This is a genomic window from Streptomyces sp. NPDC059142 (assembly GCF_042755665.1).
Lineage (GTDB): Bacteria > Actinomycetota > Actinomycetes > Streptomycetales > Streptomycetaceae > Streptomyces.
Window position 1 is genome coordinate 18,491 of sequence record NZ_JBHZDA010000055.1, and the last position, 22,412, is coordinate 40,902.

At 72.5% G+C, this 22,412-nt stretch carries 19 protein-coding genes; 9 read left to right on the forward strand and 10 right to left on the reverse strand.

Translation table 11 applies throughout. From position 1 onward, the window contains the following. Nucleotides 1-105 precede the first annotated feature (105 nt). Together ACFXPK_RS20350 and ACFXPK_RS20355 are read right to left on the reverse strand one after the other, a co-directional pair. Nucleotides 106-2,226 carry a SpoIIE family protein phosphatase gene (locus ACFXPK_RS20350; protein ID WP_385077260.1) on the reverse strand — a complete coding sequence of 707 codons (2,121 nt, stop codon included), beginning with the start codon at nt 2,224-2,226 and terminating at the stop codon, nt 106-108. A gap of 135 nt (nt 2,227-2,361) precedes the next feature. Beyond that, entirely contained in the window at nt 2,362-3,531 is a 1,170-nt protein-coding gene (locus ACFXPK_RS20355) for a DUF6777 domain-containing protein (RefSeq protein ID WP_385077262.1), read from the reverse strand. A 167-nt stretch (nt 3,532-3,698) separates the two neighbouring features. Here ACFXPK_RS20355 and ACFXPK_RS20360 point away from each other — a divergent pair, with 167 nt between their 5' ends. Continuing rightward, entirely contained in the window at nt 3,699-4,589 is an 891-nt protein-coding gene (locus ACFXPK_RS20360; RefSeq protein ID WP_385077264.1) for a YndJ family protein, read from the forward strand. Continuing rightward, nucleotides 4,586-5,095 carry a DUF1990 family protein gene (locus tag ACFXPK_RS20365; RefSeq protein ID WP_385077267.1) on the forward strand — a complete coding sequence of 170 codons (510 nt, stop codon included), beginning with the start codon at nt 4,586-4,588 and terminating at the stop codon, nt 5,093-5,095. The genes ACFXPK_RS20360 and ACFXPK_RS20365 overlap by 4 nt, the downstream gene beginning before the upstream one ends. 63 nt (nt 5,096-5,158) lie before the next feature. Here the strand turns inward: ACFXPK_RS20365 and ACFXPK_RS20370 are convergent, their stop codons facing one another. The 4 genes from ACFXPK_RS20370 to ACFXPK_RS20385 form a co-directional block, all read right to left on the reverse strand. Beyond that, nucleotides 5,159-5,329, reverse strand: coding sequence for a hypothetical protein (locus ACFXPK_RS20370; protein WP_385005250.1), 171 nt, complete (start codon nt 5,327-5,329; stop codon nt 5,159-5,161). Between the two features lie 287 nt (nt 5,330-5,616). Continuing rightward, complete coding sequence (locus ACFXPK_RS20375) at nt 5,617-7,146, reverse strand: SDR family NAD(P)-dependent oxidoreductase (RefSeq protein ID WP_385077270.1); 1,530 nt, start codon at nt 7,144-7,146, stop codon at nt 5,617-5,619. A 120-nt stretch (nt 7,147-7,266) separates the two neighbouring features. Beyond that, entirely contained in the window at nt 7,267-7,980 is a 714-nt protein-coding gene (locus ACFXPK_RS20380; protein ID WP_385077273.1) for a GNAT family N-acetyltransferase, read from the reverse strand. A gap of 199 nt (nt 7,981-8,179) precedes the next feature. Further along, the gene (locus ACFXPK_RS20385) at nt 8,180-10,765 is read right to left on the reverse strand and encodes a PA14 domain-containing protein (RefSeq protein WP_385077276.1); all 2,586 of its coding nucleotides are present in this window, start codon (nt 10,763-10,765) and stop codon (nt 8,180-8,182) included. A 124-nt stretch (nt 10,766-10,889) separates the two neighbouring features. Here ACFXPK_RS20385 and ACFXPK_RS20390 point away from each other — a divergent pair, with 124 nt between their 5' ends. The 5 genes from ACFXPK_RS20390 to ACFXPK_RS20410 all read left to right on the forward strand — a co-directional run bounded on the left by ACFXPK_RS20390 (nt 10,890) and on the right by ACFXPK_RS20410 (nt 16,748). After that, nucleotides 10,890-11,930, forward strand: a complete 1,041-nt coding sequence (locus ACFXPK_RS20390) for a LacI family DNA-binding transcriptional regulator (RefSeq protein ID WP_384999490.1) — start codon at nt 10,890-10,892, stop codon at nt 11,928-11,930. Between the two features lie 188 nt (nt 11,931-12,118). Further along, complete coding sequence (locus tag ACFXPK_RS20395; protein WP_384999493.1) at nt 12,119-13,204, forward strand: ABC transporter substrate-binding protein; 1,086 nt, start codon at nt 12,119-12,121, stop codon at nt 13,202-13,204. A gap of 40 nt (nt 13,205-13,244) precedes the next feature. Continuing rightward, nucleotides 13,245-14,774 carry a sugar ABC transporter ATP-binding protein gene (locus tag ACFXPK_RS20400; RefSeq protein WP_385077306.1) on the forward strand — a complete coding sequence of 510 codons (1,530 nt, stop codon included), beginning with the start codon at nt 13,245-13,247 and terminating at the stop codon, nt 14,772-14,774. After that, a complete protein-coding gene (locus ACFXPK_RS20405) occupies nt 14,767-15,732 on the forward strand; it encodes an ABC transporter permease (RefSeq protein ID WP_385077279.1) in 966 nt (321 codons plus the stop codon). The genes ACFXPK_RS20400 and ACFXPK_RS20405 overlap by 8 nt, the downstream gene beginning before the upstream one ends. A gap of 5 nt (nt 15,733-15,737) precedes the next feature. Beyond that, nucleotides 15,738-16,748: an ABC transporter permease gene (locus ACFXPK_RS20410; protein WP_385077309.1), complete on the forward strand. Its 1,011-nt coding sequence runs from the start codon at nt 15,738-15,740 to the stop codon at nt 16,746-16,748. A gap of 101 nt (nt 16,749-16,849) precedes the next feature. Here the strand turns inward: ACFXPK_RS20410 and ACFXPK_RS20415 are convergent, their stop codons facing one another. Then, the gene (locus tag ACFXPK_RS20415; RefSeq protein ID WP_385077281.1) at nt 16,850-17,725 is read right to left on the reverse strand and encodes an alpha/beta hydrolase family esterase; all 876 of its coding nucleotides are present in this window, start codon (nt 17,723-17,725) and stop codon (nt 16,850-16,852) included. A gap of 14 nt (nt 17,726-17,739) precedes the next feature. Further along, nucleotides 17,740-18,633, reverse strand: coding sequence for an alpha/beta fold hydrolase (locus tag ACFXPK_RS20420; RefSeq protein WP_384999499.1), 894 nt, complete (start codon nt 18,631-18,633; stop codon nt 17,740-17,742). A gap of 95 nt (nt 18,634-18,728) precedes the next feature. On the opposite strand from ACFXPK_RS20420, the gene ACFXPK_RS20425 reads away from it, so the two are divergent. Further along, complete coding sequence (locus ACFXPK_RS20425) at nt 18,729-19,301, forward strand: TetR/AcrR family transcriptional regulator (RefSeq protein ID WP_384999503.1); 573 nt, start codon at nt 18,729-18,731, stop codon at nt 19,299-19,301. Nucleotides 19,302-19,568: 267 nt separating this feature from the next. Beyond that, nucleotides 19,569-20,597 (forward strand): DMT family transporter, encoded by a 1,029-nt coding sequence (locus ACFXPK_RS20430; RefSeq protein WP_385077285.1) that lies wholly within the window; start codon nt 19,569-19,571, stop codon nt 20,595-20,597. Here ACFXPK_RS20430 and ACFXPK_RS20435 read toward each other — a convergent pair. Beyond that, nucleotides 20,478-21,770, reverse strand: a complete 1,293-nt coding sequence (locus ACFXPK_RS20435) for a transglycosylase family protein (RefSeq protein ID WP_385077288.1) — start codon at nt 21,768-21,770, stop codon at nt 20,478-20,480. The genes ACFXPK_RS20430 and ACFXPK_RS20435 overlap by 120 nt on opposite strands. A gap of 292 nt (nt 21,771-22,062) precedes the next feature. After that, a partial coding sequence (locus ACFXPK_RS20440; protein ID WP_385077290.1) for a PfkB family carbohydrate kinase occupies nt 22,063-22,412 on the reverse strand: 350 nt, incomplete at its 5' end.

Below are 22,412 nucleotides of genomic sequence, written 5' to 3' on the forward strand. Positions count from 1 at the left end.
ACCGGCGAACCCGACGGGAATCCGGGACGGGAAACCGGACGGGAAACAGGACGGAGGGGCCTGACAGGAGAACCCGACCGGGGGGACCAGGGCCGGGAAGCCCGCTCAGCGCCCCGGCCGGTCCGGGACGGCGAATTCGCACCACACGCACTTACCGCTGCCGCGCGACTCGACGCCCCAGTCGTCGGCCAGTTCGTCCACGAGCAGCAGCCCGCGCCCGGAGAGACCGGACTCCCCGGCCTCGCGGCGGTGCGGCAGGGCGCTCGACCCGTCCTCGACCTCCACCCGCAGCCGCCGGCCCGTCCCGGTCCGCCCGCCATCGGGCTCGGCCTCCGGTTCGGGCCGCTCCGTGCGCGGCAGCACCCGGACGACCACCGCCGCGCCGCCGTCGGTGTGCAGCAGGGCGTTGGTGATCAGCTCGTCGGCGGCCAGTTCGATCGCGTCGGAGCGCTCCCTGGCGCCCCAGGCGGTGACCGCCGCCCTGATCATGTGGCGGGCGGTGGCCAGCCCCTCGGCGTCGTCGGGCGCGACCCGCTGGTAGAGCCTGCCGCCGGAGCGCGGGGCCCGTGTGCCGCCCCGGCGCAGCAGCAGGACGGCGACGTCGTCCTCGCCGCCCCGCGCGTCCACCACCTCGCAGAGCCGGTCGGCCAGGCGCTGGAGGTCGCGCGGCCCGTCCCGGACGAGCGTGGCCAGCCACTGCATCCCGTCGTCGAGATCGGCGCCCGGCTGTTCCACGAGGCCGTCGGTGTAGAGCAGCAGGGTCTGTCCCGGGTCCAGCTCGACGGTCTCGACGGGGTAGTCGAGCCCGCCGAAGGCGGCGGAGAGCCCGAGCGGCATCCCGCCCGGCAGCGGCAGTCTGCGGCAGCTCCCGTCGGTGTCCCTGAGCAGCGGATCGACATGCCCGGCCCGGACGAGCTGGACGACCCCGGTCGTCAGGTCGGCCTCCGCGTAGGTGCAGGTGGCGAAGCGGTCGGTGTCCAGTTCGTGCAGGAAGACCGAGGCGCGGGCCATCACGGTGGCGGGCTCGTGCCCCTCGGCGGCGTACGCGCGCAGCACGATCCTGAGCTGTCCCATCACGGCGGCGGCGTGGGTGTCATGGCCCTGGACGTCCCCGATGACGGTGCCGACCCGGCCGCCGGGCAGCGGGATCACGTCGTACCAGTCGCCGCCGATGTCCCGGCCGAGCCGCGCGGAGCGGTAGCGTACGGCGATCTCGGCCCCCGGCACCGCCGGGATACGGCGCGGGAGCATCGCCTGTTGCAGCCCCTCCGCGAGGTCGTGCTCCTGCTCGAAGAGCACGGCGCGCTGGAGGCTCTGCGCGATGCTGCTGCCGAGCGCGACGAGCAGGTTGCGGTCCTCGGCGCTGAAGCCGATCCGGTCGCGGTAGAGCAGTCCGAGCGCCCCGATGGGCCGCGCCTGGGCGATCAGCGGCAGATAGGCGGCGGAGTTGATGCCGAGACCGTCGATGGAGGGCCAGAGCGTGGGGTAGCTGTCCGCGAACTCCTGGGCCGATTCGATGAAGCGGGGCGCGAGCGTGCGCACCACCTCGCTCATCGGGTACGCCTCGTCGGTACGGGTGACCCGGGTGCCCGGCACGTAGGAGCCCTCGGGGCCCTCGGCGACCAGATGGATACGGCCCGCGTCCAGCAGGCCCATGACGAGGCTGCTGGCGCCGAGGTGGGCCAGCCCGTGGGACTGCTTGAGGACGTCGATGACGTCCTGGACGGTCCTGGCGTGGGCGAGCGCGGCGGTGGTGGACTCCACGACGCCCGCGCCCACCCGGCGCAGGGCGCCCAGTTCATGGCGCGCGGCGGAGTCGGCCAGTTCCTGGGCCGCGTCCCGGACGAGGCCGATCACCCGGCGGGCGCGGCCCGCGGGGTCGCGGCGGATGACGCCCTGGAGATGGGTCCAGCGCAGGCTGCCGTCCCGGCGCCGGACGCGGAAGTACGCGCCGCACCCCTCGCTGCCGTCCCGCAGCGCCCGGGAGATCAGCTCGTCGAGCCGGAGGGACTCGGTGGGCGGAACCCGGAGTTCCAGCCCTGCCGGGCGGCCGTCGTACTCCTCGGGGCCGAGGTCGAAGACGTCGAGGGCGGGCGCGTCGAGATGCAGCCGCCCGCTGTCGAGATCCCAGTCGAAGGTGCCCATCCCGTTGAGGGACAGGCTGATGCCGGCGTGGACGGGCCAGTCGTCGGGGCGCGACAGGGGACCCGCTACCCGTTCAACCATGTGGACACTCTGTCATCATTTGTCGGATTCTTCGAGTGATCCCGGTGGTACAGGACCGCGCGGAGGGCCCGGCCGGTCCGGTCGGGCCGACCGGCCAGGGAGCGCGTCCGCGCCGGTCGGCCGGGGAACGGGCGGTCAGCCGGGGAACCCTTCGGCGCCGGCCGGTTCGTCGGGCAGGACCGGCCCACCGGGCTCCGGCGGACTGTCGGGCTCCGGCGCGAGCGGCTCGTCCGGGAGCGGGGCGGGGTCGGCTCCGGGCGCCTCGCCGAGGCCGCCACCCGGGTCGCCCTCAGGCATCAGCTCCACGTCGTCGGCGGGGGCCTGCGGCTCGTCCGGTACGCCGGGCCGCTCCCGCCGGGCCGGGGCGTCCGACGGTACGGCGCCGCCGCCGGGGGGCGCGGACTCCGCGCGGCCGGCGGCGGTCCCGGACAGGACCGATCCGGGCGCCTTCACCGCCTCGGGGTCGGTGAGGTCGGCGTCCGGGGCGTACGGCGGCGGCGTCCCGGGGGTCCGGTCCTCGCCGCCATCGGTACCGATCCGCCGCTCGACCCAGGAGTGGTCGACCAGGTCCACGATGATCAGCGCGTCGACGGGGCGCGCGGCCCGGTGGACGACGACGACCCGGTCGGCGTCGTACCCCTGCCAGGGCTTGCCCCGGTAGTGGACGGAGCCCTGGGCGGCGACCGGCGCGCCCAGCGGAGTGCCGCCCGCGCAGCGCACCCTGGGCATGCCGTACTCGTCCACCATGACGGCGGTGCCCGCCTGGAGCACGGACTGGAAGGCGGTGGCGGTTCCGTCGCGGTAGCCGTGGGCGGTGACCCGGACGTCCGCCCGTACCACCACCGGGGTCAGTCCGCGCAGGAACTCGGGGACGGGTGTCCGGCCGAGCGCGGCGCCGCGCGCGAAGGCACGGGCCTTCGCCGGCTCCCCGGCGAGCAGGGCGACCTGTCGCTCCACATCGCAACTGGCCGACGGGGAGCCGCCGTAGAGGCCCGGGGTGGAGCCGGGCAGGGCGCGCGGCGTCCGGGTGCCCGTGGCCGTGCCCCGCGCGCCCTCCCGCCCCGGGGAGCCCGGCGCGGCGGCCTCCGCCGGCTTCACCGGTGCGAGCGGGGCCGCGGCGGTCGAGGAGGTGAAGGGGTCGGGCCCGGGGGCCGCGACGGGCTGGAAGTGCAGGTCCTTGCCGCTCGGCTCGCTCCGCTCACCGCCACCGCCGCCACTGCCGCCCCACCCGCAGCCCGCCGTGATCAGAACGCCCGCGGACAGCGCGACAAGCGCGGCACTCCGCCGACCGATGGGTGAGCGCACCAGAATCTCCCGCCTCTTCCTCTATGAATGTCCCCTTATGTGTGCCGGACGCCTCCGCGCCCCGCAAGCGGGACCGGCCCCGACGCGCCCGAGACTTGAACGCGTTCAATAAACGGCCTACGCTCACCAAGGAAACTGAACGCGTTCAACTCTGGGGGTGGCGTGGGATGTCCGTGCTGGTCAGCCTGATCGTGACGGTCGGGATGCTGGGGATCGTGCCGCTGGGGCTGCGGCTGCTGGAGACACCGCGGAGGCCCGCCACCGCCGGACTGCGCGCGCTACGCCGCCTGTGGCCCCTGCCGGGGCTGCTGGGCGCCGTCTCCCTCTGGCTGCCGCGCGGCGCGCCGGCCACCGCGCTCGCCCTCTGCTACGCCCTCGCCACCCTCGCCCTGGTGCCGTTCGCCCTGCGCCGCGTCCTGGAGACCAGGACCGCGGCCCCGGATCAACCCCCGGCCCCACCGTCGGCCCCTCGGCGGGCCCTTGTCCCGGCTCCGGCCGAAGTGGCGGCGTTCACCGCGCTGGTGACCCCGTCGATCGCCGGGATCGCCCTGGTCGCGGAGCGGTGGGGGTACCACCTGCTCGGTTTCGATCCGACGGTCCTGCGGCTGACGGTCGCGCACTTCCACTTCGCGGGCTTCGCCGCGGCGCTCACCGCCGGACTGGTCTGCCGGGCGGCGCCGGGCCCGGCCGGCCGGTTCGCGGCGCTGAGCGTCCCCCTCGGCACCCTCACGGTCCTGATCGGCTACTTCACCGGCGAGGTGACCGAACTGGCCGGGGCGGTCGTCCTCACCGCGGGCATGTGGACGGTCGCGGTGCTGACCTGGCGGGACATCAGACCCCGTGCGCGGGACCGGGGCACGCGCGCCCTGCTCGCCGTCTCCTCCGGTGTGCTGGCGGTGACCATGCTCCTCGCGCTGAGCTGGGCGCTCGGCGAGGCCACCGGACTCCCCCACCCGACCCTCACCTGGATGGCGGCCACCCACGGCCTCGGCAACGCCCTCGGTTTCGCCCTCTGCTCGATCCTGTCCTGGCGCCGACTTGAGGAGACCGCCGCATGAACACCGACACCTTCACCTACCGCGAGGTGGGCGCCACCCGGCTCGGACCGCCGCCGGACGGCTACCACGCGCTCCACCACCGGACCAGGATCGGCCGGGGCCGGCCGGCCTTCGAGGCGGCGGGGGCGGCCGTCACCACCTTCGCCCTGCACCGGCGCTCGGGCGCGGGGGTCGCGGCCACCACCCCCCGGGCGGAGCCGGGCACCGGGGTACGGGTCTCGCTCGGCGCGGGGCCGCTGCGGGTGACCGTCCCGTGCCGGGTGGTGTGGACCGCGTACGAGAGGGACCGTACGGGCTTCGCGTACGGCACCCTGACCGGGCATCCGGAGTGCGGCGAGGAGTCCTTCGTGGTCGAGCTGGGCGAGGACGGTTCCGTCTGGTTCACCGTCACGGCCTTCAGCCGCCCGGCCCGCTGGTACACCCGGCTCGCGGGCCCGCTGGTCCCGGTACTGCAACGCGCCTACGCCCGCCGGCTGGGCCGGACCCTGGCCAGGATCGCGGGCTGAGCCCGGAGCGCGTCGTCCCGCACCCCGGCGCGCGGGGGTACGGGACACGGTGGCGCGGGCCGGTCAGTCGACCCCGGGCAGGATGTGCGGCTCGGCGAGATCGTCCTCGTACCCCGCGAGCCTGATCGGGGCGGATCGGGCCCATACCTCCAGGTTGCCGATCTTCTCGGGCCCGCGACCACGCTCGACGCGCTCCGTCGGACGTTGCTCGTGCTGCGTCACATCTGGTGTCACCGCGCACTCCTCTGTGTCGGGTAACTCTGGGACAGGTGGTTCCGTCGCGGTGGCGTCGTTTTGTCGGACGGGACCGCGGCCGTGGTAGGGGACCTGTCCCAGCACGGCCGTGGGGATGGTGTGTCCCCTGCTTGGCCGTCCGTGCGCACCAGAGTAACCAGATGAGCGCCAGTCCGCTCTATAGGGCTGGCTTTCGGGTGAACTTCCGGCCAACCGGCGCAGTTCCGGTCGGCCGGGGCCCGGTGAGGAGTGAGCGGGACCCCGGTGACGGGGTGTCCGCCCCGGGGCTACCAATTGGCGGGCGCGTAGTCCTTGAGGAAACAGCCGTACAGGTCCTCGCCCTGCTCGCCCCGCACGATCGGGTCGTACACCCGGGCGGCGCCGTCGATGAGGTCGAGCGGAGCGTGGAAACCCTCGTCGGCCAGGCGCATCTTGTCCGGATGCGGGCGCTCGTCGGTGATCCAGCCGGTGTCGACGGCCGTCATCAGAATGGCGTCGGACTCGAACATCTCCTGCGCGCTGGTGCGGGTGAGCATGTTCAGCGCGGCCTTGGCCATGTTCGTGTGCGGGTGTCCCGCGCCCTTGTAGCCACGGCTGAACACCCCTTCCATCGCCGAGACGTTGACGACGTAGGCGCGGGCGGCGGCGGCCCTGGCCATCGCCGGGCGCAGCCTGCTGATGAGGATGAACGGCGCGGTGGAGTTGCACAGTTGCACTTCGAGCAGTTCGACCGCGTCCACCTCGGAGACCGTCTGCACCCAGCTGTTGGTGTCGTGCAGATCGGGTACGAGGCCGCCCGCGTCGATCGCCGTGCCCGCCTCGATCCTGGCGAGTGTGGCGGAGCCGCCGACCAGCGCCAGCCCGGTGATGTCGGACGCGCTCAGGGCCTCGGCGCCGCCCGCGGACAGCACGGCCTGGGAGCCGCTGCCGAACGCGCCGATGACCTGGGAGGCGGGCAGTTCGCCCGCGGGCAGCGGCGCGGACTCGGCGGCGAGCAGTTCGCTGTACGCCTGCGGGGAGCGGCGTACCGTCTGCGCGGCGTTGTTGATCAGGATGTCCAGCGGGCCCTCGGCGGCGACGGAGTCGGCGAGGGCGACCACCTGCCCCGGGTCGCGCAGATCGATGCCGACGATCTTCAGCCGGTGGATCCACTCGTCGCTGTCGGGCATGGCCTTGAAGCGGCGGACCGCGTCGGCGGGGAACCGGGTGGTGATGGTGGTGTGGGCGCCGTCGCGCAGCAGCCGCAGCGCGATGTACATGCCGATCTTGGCCCGGCCGCCGGTGAGCAGCGCGCGGCGTCCGGTCAGGTCCGTACGGGCGTCGCGGCGGGCCCGGTTCTCCGTGGCGCAGGCGGGGCAGAGCTGGTGGTAGAAGGCGTCGACCTCGGTGTAGCGGGTCTTGCAGATGTAGCAGGAGCGCGGGCGCTGGAGGATGCCCGCGATCTCGCCGGCGGCCGAGGAGGACGGCAGCAGGCCCTGGGTCTCGTCGTCGATGCGCTCGGCGGAGCCGGTGGCGGTGGCCTCGGTGACGGCCTTGTCGTGGGCGGTCTTGGCGGCCCTGCGCTCCTGGCGGCGGCGCTGCTTCACCGTGCGGTAGATCCCGGCGGTGGCGCGCCGGACGGCGATCGCGTCGGGGTGGTCGACATCGAGCCGGTCGAGTTCGTCCAGGACGCTCAGGCAGACGGCCATCCGCTCGGGGTCGATGCCGGGACCGGACTCCTGGTCCCCGTCCCGGGGCTCCGGGATGCCGCCCCCGGCCGGGTCGGCCGGGCCCGCCGGGCCGCCGCCGTACACCGGGCTGTCCTCTGTCACCGTCATCGTTGCTGCCATTCGTCGAAACACTGTTCAGTGATCACTGGGGGTGGTGCCGGCTGCCGGGATCGTCACCGCGGGTCAGGAGCGTACCGAGGGAGCGGGAGCCGACAAAATCCCATCATCTTATCCGGCGGGGACGACAGCCCCGGCGGGGACCCGTACACCCAGGAACTTCGTGGGGCGGCGCAGCCGGAAACCGAGCGATTCGTAGAGCCGTACGGCGTTGGTGTTGTCGGCGGCGGCGTGCAGGAAGGGCGTGTCACCGCGAGCCTTTATGCCGTCGGCGACGGCGAGGATCAGCCGGGCCGCGAGTCCCTGGCCGCGGAACTCCGGGGCGGTGCAGACGGCGCTGATCTCGGTCCAGCCGGGCGGGCGCATCCGCTCCCCCGCCATGGCGACGAGCGTGCCGCCGCGGCGGATGCCCAGGTAGGTGCCGAGTTCGACGGTGCGGGTGAGGAAGGGGCCCGGCCGGGTGCGCTCGACCAGGTCGAGGATGTCCGGCACATCGGCGGGGCCGAGGGGGACGGCCTCCTCGTCCGGCTTCGCGGCGAGCCCCGCGTCCACCATCTGGACGCCGTCGGCCCGGAAGGTGATCTCCCAGCCGGCCGGCGGCTCCCCGGCGAATCCGGCGAGCGCGAGGGCGCCGCCGGGCCCGGCGAACGCGGCGACGTCGGCCCAGTCGGTCGCGTCCGGGTCGTCGGGCAGCGCCAGCCAGGGAGCCACCTCGGCCGGGTAGCGCAGCAGCGCGCCGTGCCGCTCGGCGAAGTGCGCGTGCGGCCCGGTGAGGGCGGCGCGCGTGGGGTTGTCGAGCGGGTGCGGCACAGGGGCGTGGGGCATGGACGGGGCTCCTCCATCTGTCCGGGTCGGGTCGGTCGCCCCCGGGGCAACCTCCCGTTGTAAGGCGGGCAGGTGGCAGGCTATTCCGGCGCCCCGCGCCGACGCGGTGCCGCCCCGGTCGCGCGGGCGGCCCCGGTCCGTCCCCGGGCGGGGGCGGACCGGGGCCGTCGCGTGGAGCGCGGGGCCGCCGGGGCGGTGGTCAGGAGGTGGCGCACTCCATGGCCGCCGGGTTCTCGGCGTCGCGGATCAGCGCCTCATGGGCCGCCTTGAGCCGCTGGGCGTCGGGCTTCAGCACCTTCCGGTCGTAGGTGAGCAGTCCGTTCAGCTCGCCCTCCACATCGGCGATCTGGGTGTAGACGGCGCCGTTGCTCCCCTGGCAGGCGAGCGCGCGCACCTTGTCGAGTTCCTCCAGATAGGCGTCGGTGTACGCGGCCTGGTCCACGCCCACGTAGGTGTGCTGCACGGGCCAGGCGTGGCCGGGTACGGCGAGGCCGAGGCCGCCGTACTCCCCGCTGACCAGCGCGCGCTTGCCGTCGGGCGCCGGAAGCTGCGCGCTCGGGTAGCCGTGGGCGTCGGCGATGTCCCCGTTGCGGCCGTCGACCGCGCCGCAGCAGTTCACCCCGCTCATGTTGTTGATCAGCCGGGTCGGGTCCCAGGCCTTGGCCTGGTCGGCGACGCGTGCCTGGTCGTACTGGCCCCAGCCCTCGTTGAAGGTGACCCACATGATCACCGAGGGGCTGCTGCTGTGCTGGTCGATCATCCGCTTCATCTCGTGCTCGTACTGGGCACGGGACGCCGCGTTCGGATTGATCGTGTTCATGGCGGGCATGTCCTGCCAGACCAGCAGTCCGAGCCGGTCCGCCCAGTAGAACCACCGGTCGGGCTCGACCTTGATGTGCTTGCGCACGGAGTTGTAGCCGAGCTTCTTGTGGGCCTTCAGGTCGTACGCGAGGGCCTCGTCGGTCGGCGCGGTGTGCAGTCCGTCCGGCCAGAAGCCCTGGTCGAGGGTGGCCATCAGGAAGGTGGGCGTGCCGTTGAGCACGGTCCTGGGGGTGCCGTCGATCTTCTCGACCGTGAGCGAGCGCATCCCGAAGTAGCTGCCGACGCGGTCCTTGCCCGCCGTCACTTCGAGCCGGTAGAGGTGGGGGTCGTCCGGCGACCACAGGTGGGGGTCGCGGACCGGCACACTGAGGGCTTCGCCGCTGCGGCCGGTGACCGTGCCGACCTTGCGCCGGCCGTCGTACGCGGTGGCCGTGACCCGTACGCCGTCCCGCAGCCCGCGCACCTCGACGGCGAGCTTCTCACCGGCGACGTCGGGGGTGAGCTTGAGCGAGTCGATGTGGTCCGCGGCGACCGGTTCCATCCACACCGTCTGCCAGATCCCGGAGGACGGGGTGTACCAGATGCCGCTGGGGTCCAGGCGCTGCTTGCCGATCGGCGGGTTCTCGCCGTCCTTGGAGTCGGTGGGGTCGTAGACGCCGACGATCAGCTCCTGGGTGCGGCCGGGCTTCAGGGCGTCGGTGACATCGGCGGTGAAGCGGTCGTAACCGCCCTTGTGCTCGGTGACCTTGACGCCGTTGACGTAGACCTCGGCCTGCCAGTCGACGGCGTCGAAGTTGAGGTTGAGCCGCTGGCCCTTGCCCACCTGCCAGTTGGACGGCACGGTGAAGGTGCGGCGGTACCACATGCGGTCCTCGTGCCGTTCGATGCCGGACAGCTCCGACTCCACGGGGTAGGGGACGAGGATCTTCTCGCGCAGGTTCTTGCCGACCGGGGGCCGCTCGCCCTCGGTGGCGGCGGCGAACTGCCACTGCCCGTTGAGGTTCTGCCAGGCGTCACGGGTCAACTGCGGCCTGGGGTACTCGGGAAGGGCGTTACGGGGCCCGACCTCCTTGGCCCAGGGGGTGGTGAGCTGGTACTCCGAGGTGTTGGGTCCGCTGCTCCAGAACGGGTCGACGGGGGCGCCGTCCTGGCCGCCGAGGCCGCCGGTCCCGTCGTAGCGGAGGTCGGCGCTGCCACCCCTGCCGACGACCGGTTCCTTGAGCGTGACCAGCAGCCGCCGGGCGTCCTTCGGGTCCTTCTTGACGGTGCCGAGCGGCCACTGCGCGCCGCCGATGACCGCGCTGAGGTGGCCGGCCAGACCGGCGGGCGGGGCGGCGAGCTTCTGCCCGAAGTCCAGGCGCAAGGTGCGGCCGTCGGGCAGGACGGTGGTGGCGAGGGCTCCGTTGTACGAGAAGCCGTCGGGCAGCCGGAAGGCGGAGGCGGGCACGGGCTTCTTGACGCCGCCGGGCTCGGTCCACCGCAGGCGCAGGTTCGAGCCTCCGTAGTGCTCGAAGTACTCCACCTTGATGTCGTAGGCCTGACCCTGCTTCAGGTCGACCGGTTCGGCGGTCTGCTCCTTGTCCCAGTCGTCGACCCAGTGGTCGATGGCGAGGCGTCCGTCGACCCAGAGCCGGAAGCCGTTGTCACCGATCATCGAGAAGGTGTGGGCGCCGGAGGTGGCCGGGACGATCTTCCCGGTCCAGCGCACGGAGACGTCGTCGGCCTGTCCGGTGGTGGCGGCCAGCCGCGGCTCCAGATTGGCGAAGTCGATGAGCGGGTCGAACACGGTGGCCTTCAGCGTGTGGAAATCGAAGGCACCGGGGGCGGATTGGGTGTAGTACTCACCCTTGAGCCCGTGCACGTCGGCCGGGTCGTCCGCGGCCGAGGCGGCGGGGGCCGCGGTGAGTCCGGCGACGCCGAGGACGGCGGCGAGCAGGAGGGCCAGTTTTCTTCGGATGCGCACAAATCCTCCTTGCGGAGAGAGGGTGGCGGCTCGTTGCGACAGTCTGTACAACGTTGGAAGGAACGGCAGTTGGCATGACAGCACGCCCTTCGCGGCACTGTCCAGAGTCAGGGAGCAGATATCGGTGAGCGTGAGCCTGAGGGACGTCGCGGAGCGCGCGGGTGTCTCGATCAAGACCGTGTCGAACGTGGTCAACAACTACCGCCATGTCACCCCCTCGATGCGGTCCCGGGTGCAGCGGGCCATCGACGAGCTGGGTTACGTGCCGAACCTGACGGCCCGCCACCTCCGCAAGGGCCGCACGGGCATCCTCGCACTCGCCGTGCCCGAGCTGGGCAATCCGTACTTCGCCGAGCTGGCGGGCGCGGTCATCGACGCCGCCGCCGAGCACGAGTACACCGTGCTGCTCGATCACACCGGGGGCAGCCGGGAGCGGGAGATCCTGGTCAGCCAGGGTTTCCGGGCGCGGGTCATCGACGGGCTGATCCTGAGCCCCATCGAGCTGGAGGCGGAGGATCTGCGCGGCCGCGACCGGGACGCGCCGCTGGTGCTGCTCGGCGAGCGGGAGTACGACCTGCCCTACGACCACATCGCGATCGACAACGTCGCGGCGGCCAGGACCGCCGTACGCCATCTGCTCGCGCTGGGCCGCTCCCGGATCGCGTTCCTCGGGGCGCGTACCGACCGGGTCAACGAGCCCTCGCAGCTCCGGCTGCGCGGCTGGCGCGAGGAGCTGGCGGCGGCGGGGATGCCCGCGCCGGACTCGCTGGTCGCGCCGACCGGCGGCTGGGCGCACGAGGACGGAGCGGCGGCGATGGCCCGGCTGCTGGACTCGGGCGAGCTGCCGGACGCGGTCTTCGCGTACAACGACCTGATCGCCATCGGTGCGATGCGGGTGCTCTCCGAGCGCGGGCTGCGGGTCCCCGGCGATGTGGCGGTGGTGGGTTTCGACGACGTCGCGGAGGGCCGGTACGGGACGGTCACCCTGACCACGGTCTCCCCCGCGAAACACACCATCGCGCGGCTCGCCGTGCAGTCCCTCGTGGAGCGGCTGGACGGCGGCCGGGAACTCGCCGGCGACCAGGGCACGGACGAGCCGCAGGGGCGTGAACTCCGGGCGGAATTCCGGCTGGTGGAGCGGGAGTCCACGATCGGCGGCGCGTGAGGCGCCCGTACGGAGCGGTCCGGGGACCGTGTGGCGCCGTTCTCGCGCGAAGGGTTTACAGGATCCGTACAACGATGTAAAAAACCTTCCGAACAAGCGCAGCAGACCGTGCAGACCAGCAGACCGTACGAGCAGATCTCCCGGGCGGTGTTCCTCGCGCCGGGGCCGTGCCGAGATGGGGTTCCGCCATGAAGTCTTCCGCTGTCCGTTCCACCACCACGACCGTTCTCGCCGCGAGCCTCGTCGCCGCACTCGCCCTGACCGGCTGCGCCAAGTCGGAGGACGACGCCTCCGGTGACAGCAAGGCGGCGGCCGGGGGTGGCGACCAGGTGGTGGCCTCCCCCAGCGCCGGAACCGGCGCTACCTGTGGACTCGACCAGTTCGGCGGGAAGAAGCTGGACCTGGCCGGCGCGACCGTCGGCTTCTCCCAGTCCGAGAAGGAGGCCAACCCCTTCCGGATCGCGGAGACGGCCTCCCTCAAGGCGGAGGCCGCCGACCGGGGCGTCGAACTCCTCACGGCCAACGCCCAGTCGCAGTTCTCCAAGCAGATCAGCGATGTCCAGGACCTGATCACCAAGGGCGCGGACCTGCTGGTCATCGCGCCGCTCAACTCGGACGGCTGGGGCCCGGTGCTGCGCTCCGCCGCGGCGAAGAAGATCCCGATCATCACCATCGACCGGAAGATCAACGCGACGCCCTGCAAGGACTATGTGAGCTTCATCGGCTCGGACTTCGTCGAGCAGGGCAAGCGCGCGGCCGACCGGATGATCGAGGCGACGGGCGGCAAGGGCAAGGTCGCCATTCTGCTCGGTACCGCCGGGAACAACGTCACCACCGAACGCACCAAGGGGTTCAAGGACCAGGTCGCGGCCGAGGCCCCCGGGCTCCAGGTGGTGTTCGAGCAGACCGGCGAGTTCTCCCGGGAGAAGGGCCAGCAGGTCACCGAGCAGCTCATCCAGTCCAACCCGGACATCACCGGGATCTACGCCGAGAACGACGAGATGGGCCTCGGCGCCGTCAACGCCCTCAAGAGCGCGGGCAAGAAGCCGGGCGATGTCAAGATCGTGACCGTCGACGGCACCCGCAACGCGGTGCAGGGCATTGTCGACGGCTGGATCTCCGGTGTCATCGAGTCCAACCCGCGCTTCGGTCCGCTGGCCTTCCAGACCCTGGACACCTTCACCCGGGGCGAGAAGGTCTCCCAGGACATCGTCATCCAGGACACCGCGTACACCCCCGAGAACGCCAAGACCGATCTGGGCAAGGCTTACTGACGTGCCGTCGGACACACGGGCCGGCGGCGTACGCACGGAGCTGCTGTCGGTCACCGGGCTGACCAAGTCCTTCCCCGGCGCGCGGGCGCTCGACGGGGTGGACCTCGCCGTCGGCCCGGGTGAGGTCCACGCGCTGATCGGCGAGAACGGCGCGGGCAAGTCCACCCTCATCAAGGTGCTCACCGGTGTGTACCGGCCCGACGGCGGCGAGATCGCGCTGCGGGGCGAGCCGGTGCGGTTCGCCACCCCGCTGGAGGCGCAGCACGCCGGGATCTCCACCATCTACCAGGAGGTCAACCTCGTCCCCCTGATGAGCGTCGCCCGCAATCTCTTCCTGGGCCGCGAGCCCCGCGGCCGGCTCGGGCTGATCGACTTCGGGCGGATGCACCGCGACGCGGACGAGGCGCTGCGCGGACTCGGGCTGCGGGTGGACGTCCGCCGGCCGCTGCGCTCGCTCGGGGTCGGCGCCCAGCAGATGGTGGCACTGGCACGGGCGGTCTCGGTCGACGCGCGGGTCGTCGTCATGGACGAGCCGACCTCGTCGCTCGAACCCCGCGAGGTCCGCACCCTGTTCGGGGTGATCCGGATGCTCAGGGAGCGCGGGATCGCGGTGATCTACGTCAGCCACCGGCTGGACGAGCTGTACGAGATCTGCGACACCGTCACCGTGCTGCGCGACGGCCGCCGGGTACACACCGGCCCGATCGCCGGACTGGACCGGCTGCGGCTGGTCTCGCTGATGCTGGGACGCGAGATGGGCGAGGTGCGCGGCGAAGGGCTCACGAAGTTCTCCGGCGGACACGAGACGGCCGGTGAACCTGTCCTGGAAGCACATGATCTGACGGTGCGTCAGATGCTGCACGGGGTGTCGGTACGGGTGCGGCCCGGCGAGGTGGTCGGGCTCGGCGGACTGCTCGGCTCGGGCCGCAGCGAGACCGCGAAGGCCATCGCGGGCGCGCTGCCGCCCGACGGGGGCCGGGTGGTGGTGGCGGGCGCGCCCGTACGGACCGGGTCCACGCCCGCCGCGATCCGGGCCGGTATCAGTCTGCTGCCCGAGGACCGCAAGGCCGAGGGCATCGTCCCCGGGCTTTCCGTACGGGAGAACATCGCGCTGGCCGCGCTACCGGAGCTGGCCCGTTTCGGGCTGGTCGACGACGCGCGGATCGACCGGCTGGTGGACACCTTCATGAAGCGGCTGCGGATCAAGGCGTCGGGTCCGCACCAGAAGGTCGGTGAGCTGTCCGGGGGCAACCAGCAGAAGGTGCTGCTCGCCCGGTGGCTGGCGATGCGCCCCAAGGTGCTGCTGCTGGACGAGCCCACGCGCGGTATCGACGTCGGCGCGAAGGCGGAGGTGCAGGGGCTGATCGACGAACTCGCGGGCGAGGGGCTCGGGGTGGTGCTGATCTCCTCCGACATGGAGGAGCTGATCGAGGGCTCCGACCGGGTCGTGGTGCTCAAGGACGGTGCGGTGGTGGCGGAGCTGACCGGTGCCGAGGTGACCGAGGACCGGCTGCTGCACGCCATCGCGGCAGGGGGCGTACCCCAGGAGGACGAGGCCCGTCATGACTGATCTCGCGGCGCCGCGGCGCGTCCCCGTGGACCGGGCGCGGCTGCTCACACTCCTCCAGGAGTACGGCGTCTACGCGGGCGTGGCCGCCCTGCTGCTCGCCAATGTGCTGCTCACCCCGCACTTCCTGTCCGCGGAGAACTTCCGCACCCAGGCCGTGCAGGTCGCCCCCGTCATCATCGTGGCGCTCGGGATGGCGCTGGCCATCGGGAGCGAGGGCGTGGACCTCTCGGTGGGCGCGGTGATGGCGCTCTCCACCTCGCTGCTCTCGCTCTATCTGGGGTACGGGCCGTGGATCGCGCTGCTGGTGGCGGTGGTGGGCGGGGCCGCCGTCGGGCTCGCCAACGGTTCGCTGGTCGCGTTCGTCGGGGTGCAGCCCATCGTGGCGACGCTCGCGCTGATGGTCGCCGGGCGCGGGCTCGCCCTGGTCCTGCTCCCCCAGCTCAAGGACGTCAGGGACCCGGGGCTGGCCGCGCTGGGCTCGGGCGATCTGCTGGGGATCCCGTATCTGGTGCTGATCGCGGCCGGACTGGCGCTCGCGGTGGGGTTCACCGTACGGCGCACGACCTTCGGCCGGCAGCTCCTCGCGATCGGTGACAGCCGGCCGGCGGCCCGGCTGGCGGGGCTGCCGGTGCGCCGGGTGCTGATCCTCGTGTACGTCGGCTCGGGTGTCCTGGCCGCCGTCGCCGGGGTGCTGGCCACCTCCAGGCTCCAGGCGAGCGACCCGACCTCGCTGGGCACCCTGATGGAGCTGTCGGCCATCACCGCGGTGGTGGTGGGCGGTACGCCGCTGAGCGGCGGCCGGATCAGGATCGGCGGGACCGTGGCGGGCGCCGTGCTCATCCAGCTTCTGACCGCCACGCTCATCAAACACGACCTGCCGCCGTCCTGGACCCAGATCGCCCAGGCCGTGGTGATCGTGCTCGCGGTGTACGCGGCACGGGAACGGGGGAAGCGGTGACCACGGTGGAGGCACGGGAGGCCAACTCCCTGAACGACGAGGGGGATCCGTTCGGCGCGAGCCGGGCCGAACGGATCAGCGCGCTCGCCCAGCGGCACGGGGCGCTCGTCACCCTCGCGGTGGTGGCGGTCGCCGCCTCGATCGGCTTCGACACCTTCGCGACCGGCGACAACCTGGCGAACATGGCGGTCTCCTCGGCCTTCCTCGCCGTCGTCGCCCTCGGGATGACCTTCGTGATCATCACCGGCGGGATCGATCTCTCGGTGGGTTCGCTCTTCGCGCTCGGCGGGGTGCTCGCGGCCTGGGGCTCGCGGTACGGGACGGCCGTCGCGCTGCTGCTGCCGCTCGCGGTGTGCGGGCTGATCGGTCTGGTCAACGGTCTGCTGATCGCGAGGGCGCGGCTGGCCCCGTTCATCGTCACGCTCGCCGCGATGCTGCTGGCGCGCGGGGTGCTGCTGTCGGTCACCGACGAGGGCGCCAACACCTACCTGGTGGACGGGACGTCCTTCTTCGCCCGGCTCGGCCAGGACACCCTGCTCGGGATCGGCCTGCCGGTGTGGATCACGGCGGCGCTCTTCGTGCTGGGCGCGGTCGTGCTGCGCCGCAGCCGTTTCGGCCAGTACGTGTACGCGGTCGGCGGCAACGAGGACGCAGCGGCGCTGATGGGCGCCCCGGTCGCCCGTACGAAGATCGCCGTCTACACCCTCTCCGGGCTCTGCGCCGGGCTCGCGGGGGCGCTCAACGCGGCCTGGCTGGTCTCCGGGGTGACCATTCTCGGCACGGGGATGGAGCTGGAGGCGATCTCCGCCGTCGTCATCGGCGGCACCCTGCTCACGGGCGGTTTCGGCTTCCTCAGCGGGTCGCTCGTCGGGGTGCTGCTGCTGAAGGTCATCCAGAACGTCATCAACCAGATCGGCTCGCTGGACTCCGCCTACCAACAGGTGGTCAGCGGCGCCTTCCTGGCGGTCGTGGTGATCGCCCAGACCTGGCTGGGGCGGCGGCGCCGGATGCTCTGAGCGGGCGGTTCATGAGTGCCGCCCGGATCGTCCGCCGCGGCGGGAGACGGCCGCGCGCCGCGCACCGGCGTCCGTTCCTCACCAGCCGCGACGCGGCGACGTCAGAGGTCGAAGAACCGGGTGATGAGATCTGCCGTGTCGATCTGGCGGCTGGTCCTGCCGATGAGTGCCGGGGCGGAGGAGGAGGGGGCGGGGACGGTGTGGCCGCCGCGGTGGACGGTGTAGAGGACCACCGGGGGGACACCTTCCGCCTCGTACGTCGTGCGTTCGACCTCGGTGGAGTCGGCCGTGGTCTTCTTCGGCAGGCGGATGGTCGTGGGTTCGCCGGTGATCCCGTTGCGCTCGGCGAAGTAGCGAGCCGTGCGGGGGGCCGACCAGGTCGGGCCGCCCGCCCTGAAGAGGGTGCGCAGGGCCCAGTTCATGGTGCCGCCCTGGTAGGAGACGATGGGGTCCTTGGTTCCGTGGATCAACAGGACCGGCAGGGACGCCCGGGGTGCCTGACCGGCGAGGAAGTTCTCCGGTGCGGGCATGGTGGCGGCGATCACCGTCGCACCCGCCAGCAGGTCGGGCGTTTCATGGGCGAGGCGGATGACCATCTGGCCGCCGTTGGAGTAGCCGACGGCATGGACACGGTTGGGGTCGATGCGCCGGTCCGAGGCGAACGTGGCGATGACCGCGCGGGTGAAGCCGACGTCGTCGATGCCGGCCTGGCGGGCCGGAAAGCGGCTTTCGCGGCGGGCGTCGTTCCAGTTGCCGCGGAAACCGTCGAGGTAGGCGACCAGTGCACCGCGGGCGGCGAGCGCGTCGAAGACCCGGCCGGTGAAGGCGCGGTGTTTGTCGCCGGTCTGGCCGGATCCGTGGAATACCAGAATCAGTGGCTTGGCATCGCCCGGCGCCGCGGTGCCGACACGGGTGAAGGTGCGGGTGGTCCCGGCGACGGTGACACTGCCGCGGGTGGCTTCGAGAAGGCTGGACATGGTGTTCCCCCGGTTCAGGCGAAGAAGTCGGTCAAGGTGCGCGCCATCCATTCGGGCGCTTCCTCGGGCAGGAAATGCGCAGCGCCCGGAGCGACGGCGCCGCTGGTGTTCGAGGCGACCTGCCGCACCGCCCGCTCGACGCCGTCACGCATGCCGTGCTCGCCCCCGATGGCCAGAACCGGTAGGTCCAGCGGCCCCTCGGCGGCCAGCGCGACCACCTGGTCCCCTGACTCTCCCGCGCGGTAGAACTCGAAGCTCGCGTGCAGGGCGGCGGGGTCGCGCAGGGCGTCGACGTAGACGTCGACCGCGGTTTGGGGAATGGCCTCGGGCGATGCGGCTTTGGTGGCGAACTGGTAGCCGAAGTAGATCTCCTCGCGGCCGGACACCATGCGCTCGTTGATCTCGGCCAGACGGTTGAAGACGAAATGCCAGGCCAGCTCGTTGACTTCGGGGGGCATGAGCAGCGGAGGCATCGGGGTGAAGCCGGCGAGGACGGCTTCGGCCAGCACGAGCTTGGTCACCCGGTCGCGATGGCGGGCGGCGAGCACGTAGCCGACCATCATCCCCATGTCGTAGCCCGCGACATGGAAGTCGTCGTGGCCCAGGGAGGTCATCAGGCCGGCCATCTCGTCGGCCAGGGTGACCGCGTCGTACCCGTCGGCGGGCTTGCCGCTGGCGCCCATGCCGCGCATGTCGGCGGCCACGACCGTGAAGTGCTCGGCGAGAGCGGGCATCACCAGCCGCCAGCCGTACCAGAACTGCGGCCACGCCGGCAGCAGCAGCAGGGCCGGGCCGGTCCCGCCGACCACGGCGTGCAGTTCGACGCCGTTGACGTCGACGGTGCGGCTGGTGAAGGTGTCGCCGAATCCGGCGGGGAGGTGCGGGACGGCGTCCACGGTGAAGGGCATCGGTCTCTCCTCGTTGCGGGACCCGAACCATAAGTGGATGAGTCATCCGCTTCAACGTAGCACAACCGGATACCCCATCCAGTTATAGTGGGGGTATGAGCACGCCACCGTTGCGCAAGGACGCCGCCCAGAACAGGCAACGCATCATCGAGACCGCCCGGCGATACGTCGACGACGGCAGACTCCTGCAGCTCAACGACGTGGCGCGGACCGCATCCATCGGCGTGGCCACCGTCTACCGGCACTTTCCGACGCCGGAGGCGCTGCTGGAGACCATCGCGCTGCCCGCCGTCGAGAAGCTGCTGCGACGAGCCGAGCACGCGGTGGCCGAGGACGACCCCTGGACGGCGTTGCGTGATTTCCTCGCCGCGGCGATCGAAGTGATGCTGACCGACCCGGCGGTCCCTCCGGTGTTCGCCGCGGCCACCGACGCCCTGGAGCACACCGGCGACCTCAAACGAAGGCTCGCCACGGCCTTCGCCGAGCTGCTGGCCCGCGCGCACGCGGCGGGAGTCATCGATTCCGGCGTCACCGAGTCGGACATGACCCCTCTGATGTGCGGCATCGCCCACGCCGCGAACATCCGGAGCGCCCTCGACCCGACCGAACGAGCCGCGCTCGGCCTGCGCTACCTCGACCTGCTCCTCACCGGCCTGCACCGCCCCTGATCACCACGGCTCCCGGTACGGGGCGGCACACCGGAGGGCCGGTCCCGCGGCGGCGCTCACGCTCCGCCACCGCCGGTGGCACGGGGTGGCGGCGTGTCCGGTTCGCCCGCCCGTGGGCCACCCGGTCCGCGGCCCATGGGGACGGCGCTGACCTGGGGCACCGCCCACGGGTGGACATCCGTACCGCCACGTCATCCTCCCGCATTACGCCGCATTGACGTCTCCAGGACGACGCGGGATCCCTCGGGGCGAGAGATCGTGGAAGGCATGAGTGCACTCGCCCTGTCCGTTCTCCTCTCGCTGGTCTCCGCGGTCGCCTACGCGTCCGGGGCGATCCTCCAGGAGCACGTGGCCACGGACACCCCGGCCCGCCCGTACGCACCGCTGCACCACGGGCTGTGGTGGGCCGCCGTGGCCCTCAACGGGCTCGGGGCGGCGCTGCATGTCGTCGCGCTGGCGTACGGGCCGCTCAGCGTCGTCCAGCCGCTCGGCGCGCTCACCATCGTCTTCGCGCTGCCCATGGCGGCGCTCTTCGTGGGCCGCAGGGCCGGACGCACCGCGTGGCGGGGCGCGCTCATGGCGTCCGTGGGCCTGGCGGGGCTGCTCGCCCTGACCGAGGGCACGGACCGGCACTCGCTGGACGGCGGGGAGCGGCTGTACCTGGCCGCCGGCACGTTCGGCGCGGTGGGGCTGCTCTTCCTGGTCGCGCAGCTCGTGGGGCGGCCGGCCGTACGGAGCATGCTGCTGGCGGCCTCGGCGGGGGTGGCGTTCGGTATCGCCTCGGTCTTCACCAAGACCGTCGCGGTGGACTGGACCTCGGACCGGCCGACGGTGCGGGTGCCGAGCCTGGTGGTGATCGCGGTGCTCGCGGCGGGCGGGCTGCTGCTCTCGCAGGCGTCGTACCGGGGTGCGGGGCTGGCGGGACCGCTGGCCACGGTCACGGTGGTGAACCCGGTGGTGGCGGCGGCCGTGGGGCTGACGCTGTTCGGTGAGGAATTCCGTTACGGGACGCTGGGTACGGCGCTGGCGCTCGCCTCGGGTGTCGTCGCCGCGGGCGGGCTGATCCTGCTCACCACGGAGCGGCTGGCCGCGTCCCGTGCGGCGCGGCAGGGCAGCGTGGGGTCATCGGCCCCGGCCGCCCGGCCGCCGCGGGCGCCACGGCCCCGGGAGCGGGGCTCAGAGGCGGACGCCGCCCGCGCGCAGATAGGCGAGCGGGTCGATGTCGGAGCCGTAGCCGGGCCCCGTACGCATCTCGAAGTGGAGATGCGGTCCCGTGCTGTTGCCGGTGGATCCTGAGCGGGCGATCCGCTGGCCGCCGCCGACGCTCTGACCCTCGCGCACGGTGAGGGCGGAGAGATGCGCGTACTGGCTGTACTTGCCGTCCGTGTGCCGGATGACGACCTGGTAGCCGTACGCTCCGGCCCAGCCCGCGGAGACCACGCGGCCTGCGGCGACGGCCTTGACCGAGGTCCCGGTGGGGACGGGGAAGTCGACACCGGTGTGGTAGCCGCTGGCCCAGGAGCCGGACTGGCGGTACTGGGTGCCGGTGGAGGCGGAGACCGGGGCGGTCATGGAGCCCGTCTTCGGCTTCGCGGCCGGGGCTTCCGCCTTGACCTGCCGCTTCTCCTCGGTCTTCTTCTCCTCGGCCTTCTTCTCCTGCTGCTTCGGCTTCTCCTGCTGCTTCGGTTCGGCCTTCTCCCGCTGCTTCGTGGTCTGCTTCGGCGTCTCGGCGCGCTTCTCGGCCGGGGCGGGCGCCGCCGTTCCCCCGGCTCCCTTGGCGGGCGCCTGGAGCACCAGCTTCTGCCCGGGGAAGATCAGGTCGGGGTCCGCGCCGATGACCCGGCGGTTCTCCTCGTACAGCCGCTGCCAGCCGCCCTTGACGGACTGCTCGGCGGCGATGCCCGAGAGGGAGTCCCCGCGGGCGACGGTGTACCCCTCGCGCTGGGTCGGTACGGAGGTGGGCGAGGCGGCCTTCCTGGTCTCGGTCCGCTTCGGTTCGGCCTTCGCGGGGGCGCTCTGCGTCCGCGCCTCGGTCTGGACCGCGGTCCCGGTGTCGCGGGCCTTCGCCGGGGTGATCTCGGGCGCGTCGCCGCCCCGGGTCAGTCCGGCGCGGACCGAGCAGGCGGGCCAGGCGCCGGGGCCCTGGCCCTTGAGCACCTTCTCGGCGACGGCGATCTGCTGGTCCTTGGTGGCGAGATCGGCGCGCGGCGCGTAGCGGGTGCCGCCGTACGCCTCCCAGGTGGACTGGGTGAACTGGAGCCCGCCGTAGTAGCTGTTGCCGGTGTTGATCTGCCAGTTGTGGTTCGACTCGCAGGCCGCGACCTTCTCCCACACGTCCACCGGCGCCGCGTGCGCGGTCGCCGCGGCGAGGAGCGGCAGTGCCATGCCCGCCCCGCCCGCCGTGACGGTGAGCGACGCACGGTTGATACGGCTCGGCTGGTATCGGCGATGCCGACCGGTTGCGGCCATGATGTGGCTCCCCCACTGGCTGTAGGACACGTCGCAGCGGCCAACGTAAGTGCTCCGCGCCGACCGTGACAAGGGCTCACCGGCCGCGCCCCGGTCACCGGACGGCCGCGTATCGGCACACAGCGTGCCATCCCGGCACCCGTGGTGTCCCCGATAGTGCGAAATTCACCGCGGGTATCCCTCCGGCCGGATAGGGGGCGGGCCCGTACGCGCCGTGGGCCGCCGCCCCGCACGGATGCGGAGCGGCGGCCCACGGTGTGGTCCGGGTACGGCGACCGCCGTACGGGAGCGGTCAGTTGTCCGGCGGTCTGGTCGGTTCGGTACCGGCCTGGGCGCAGACCGAGGCGGCCACCCGGGCCGCGAACTCCAGCATCCGGGTCACCTGCTCGCGGGAGAGACCCGCGACGGCGCCGGAGCCCGCCACCCCGTGCGTGGTCAGCCAGTTGACGACCCCGGCCATGAACGCGTCACCGGCGCCGATGGTGTTGACCACCTCGACGGGGACCGCGGGAACCGAGACCGGCTCCGCGTCCCCGGCGAACGCCGTGGCGCCCGTTGCGCCCCGGGTGATCACCCACACGCGCCCCGCCCCGGCCAGGCGCCGGCCCCGCGAGGCGGGGTGCCTGTGCGGTCTCATATAAA

What these genes read in the sequence shown, in the direction of transcription:
- ACFXPK_RS20420 (WP_384999499.1), bottom strand. Translation starts at nt 18,633, where the DNA reads ATGCCCTTCACCGTGGACGCCGTCCCGCACCTCCCCGCCGGATTCGGC.
- ACFXPK_RS20380 (WP_385077273.1), bottom strand. Translation starts at nt 7,980, where the DNA reads ATGCCCCACGCCCCTGTGCCGCACCCGCTCGACAACCCCACGCGCGCC.
- ACFXPK_RS20405 (WP_385077279.1), top strand. Translation starts at nt 14,767, where the DNA reads ATGACTGATCTCGCGGCGCCGCGGCGCGTCCCCGTGGACCGGGCGCGG.
- ACFXPK_RS20350 (WP_385077260.1), bottom strand. Translation starts at nt 2,226, where the DNA reads ATGGTTGAACGGGTAGCGGGTCCCCTGTCGCGCCCCGACGACTGGCCC.
- ACFXPK_RS20430 (WP_385077285.1), top strand. Translation starts at nt 19,569, where the DNA reads ATGAGTGCACTCGCCCTGTCCGTTCTCCTCTCGCTGGTCTCCGCGGTC.
- ACFXPK_RS20365 (WP_385077267.1), top strand. Translation starts at nt 4,586, where the DNA reads ATGAACACCGACACCTTCACCTACCGCGAGGTGGGCGCCACCCGGCTC.
- ACFXPK_RS20395 (WP_384999493.1), top strand. Translation starts at nt 12,119, where the DNA reads ATGAAGTCTTCCGCTGTCCGTTCCACCACCACGACCGTTCTCGCCGCG.
- ACFXPK_RS20360 (WP_385077264.1), top strand. Translation starts at nt 3,699, where the DNA reads ATGTCCGTGCTGGTCAGCCTGATCGTGACGGTCGGGATGCTGGGGATC.
- ACFXPK_RS20415 (WP_385077281.1), bottom strand. Translation starts at nt 17,725, where the DNA reads ATGTCCAGCCTTCTCGAAGCCACCCGCGGCAGTGTCACCGTCGCCGGG.
- ACFXPK_RS20375 (WP_385077270.1), bottom strand. Translation starts at nt 7,146, where the DNA reads ATGACGGTGACAGAGGACAGCCCGGTGTACGGCGGCGGCCCGGCGGGC.
- ACFXPK_RS20425 (WP_384999503.1), top strand. Translation starts at nt 18,729, where the DNA reads ATGAGCACGCCACCGTTGCGCAAGGACGCCGCCCAGAACAGGCAACGC.
- ACFXPK_RS20435 (WP_385077288.1), bottom strand. Translation starts at nt 21,770, where the DNA reads ATGGCCGCAACCGGTCGGCATCGCCGATACCAGCCGAGCCGTATCAAC.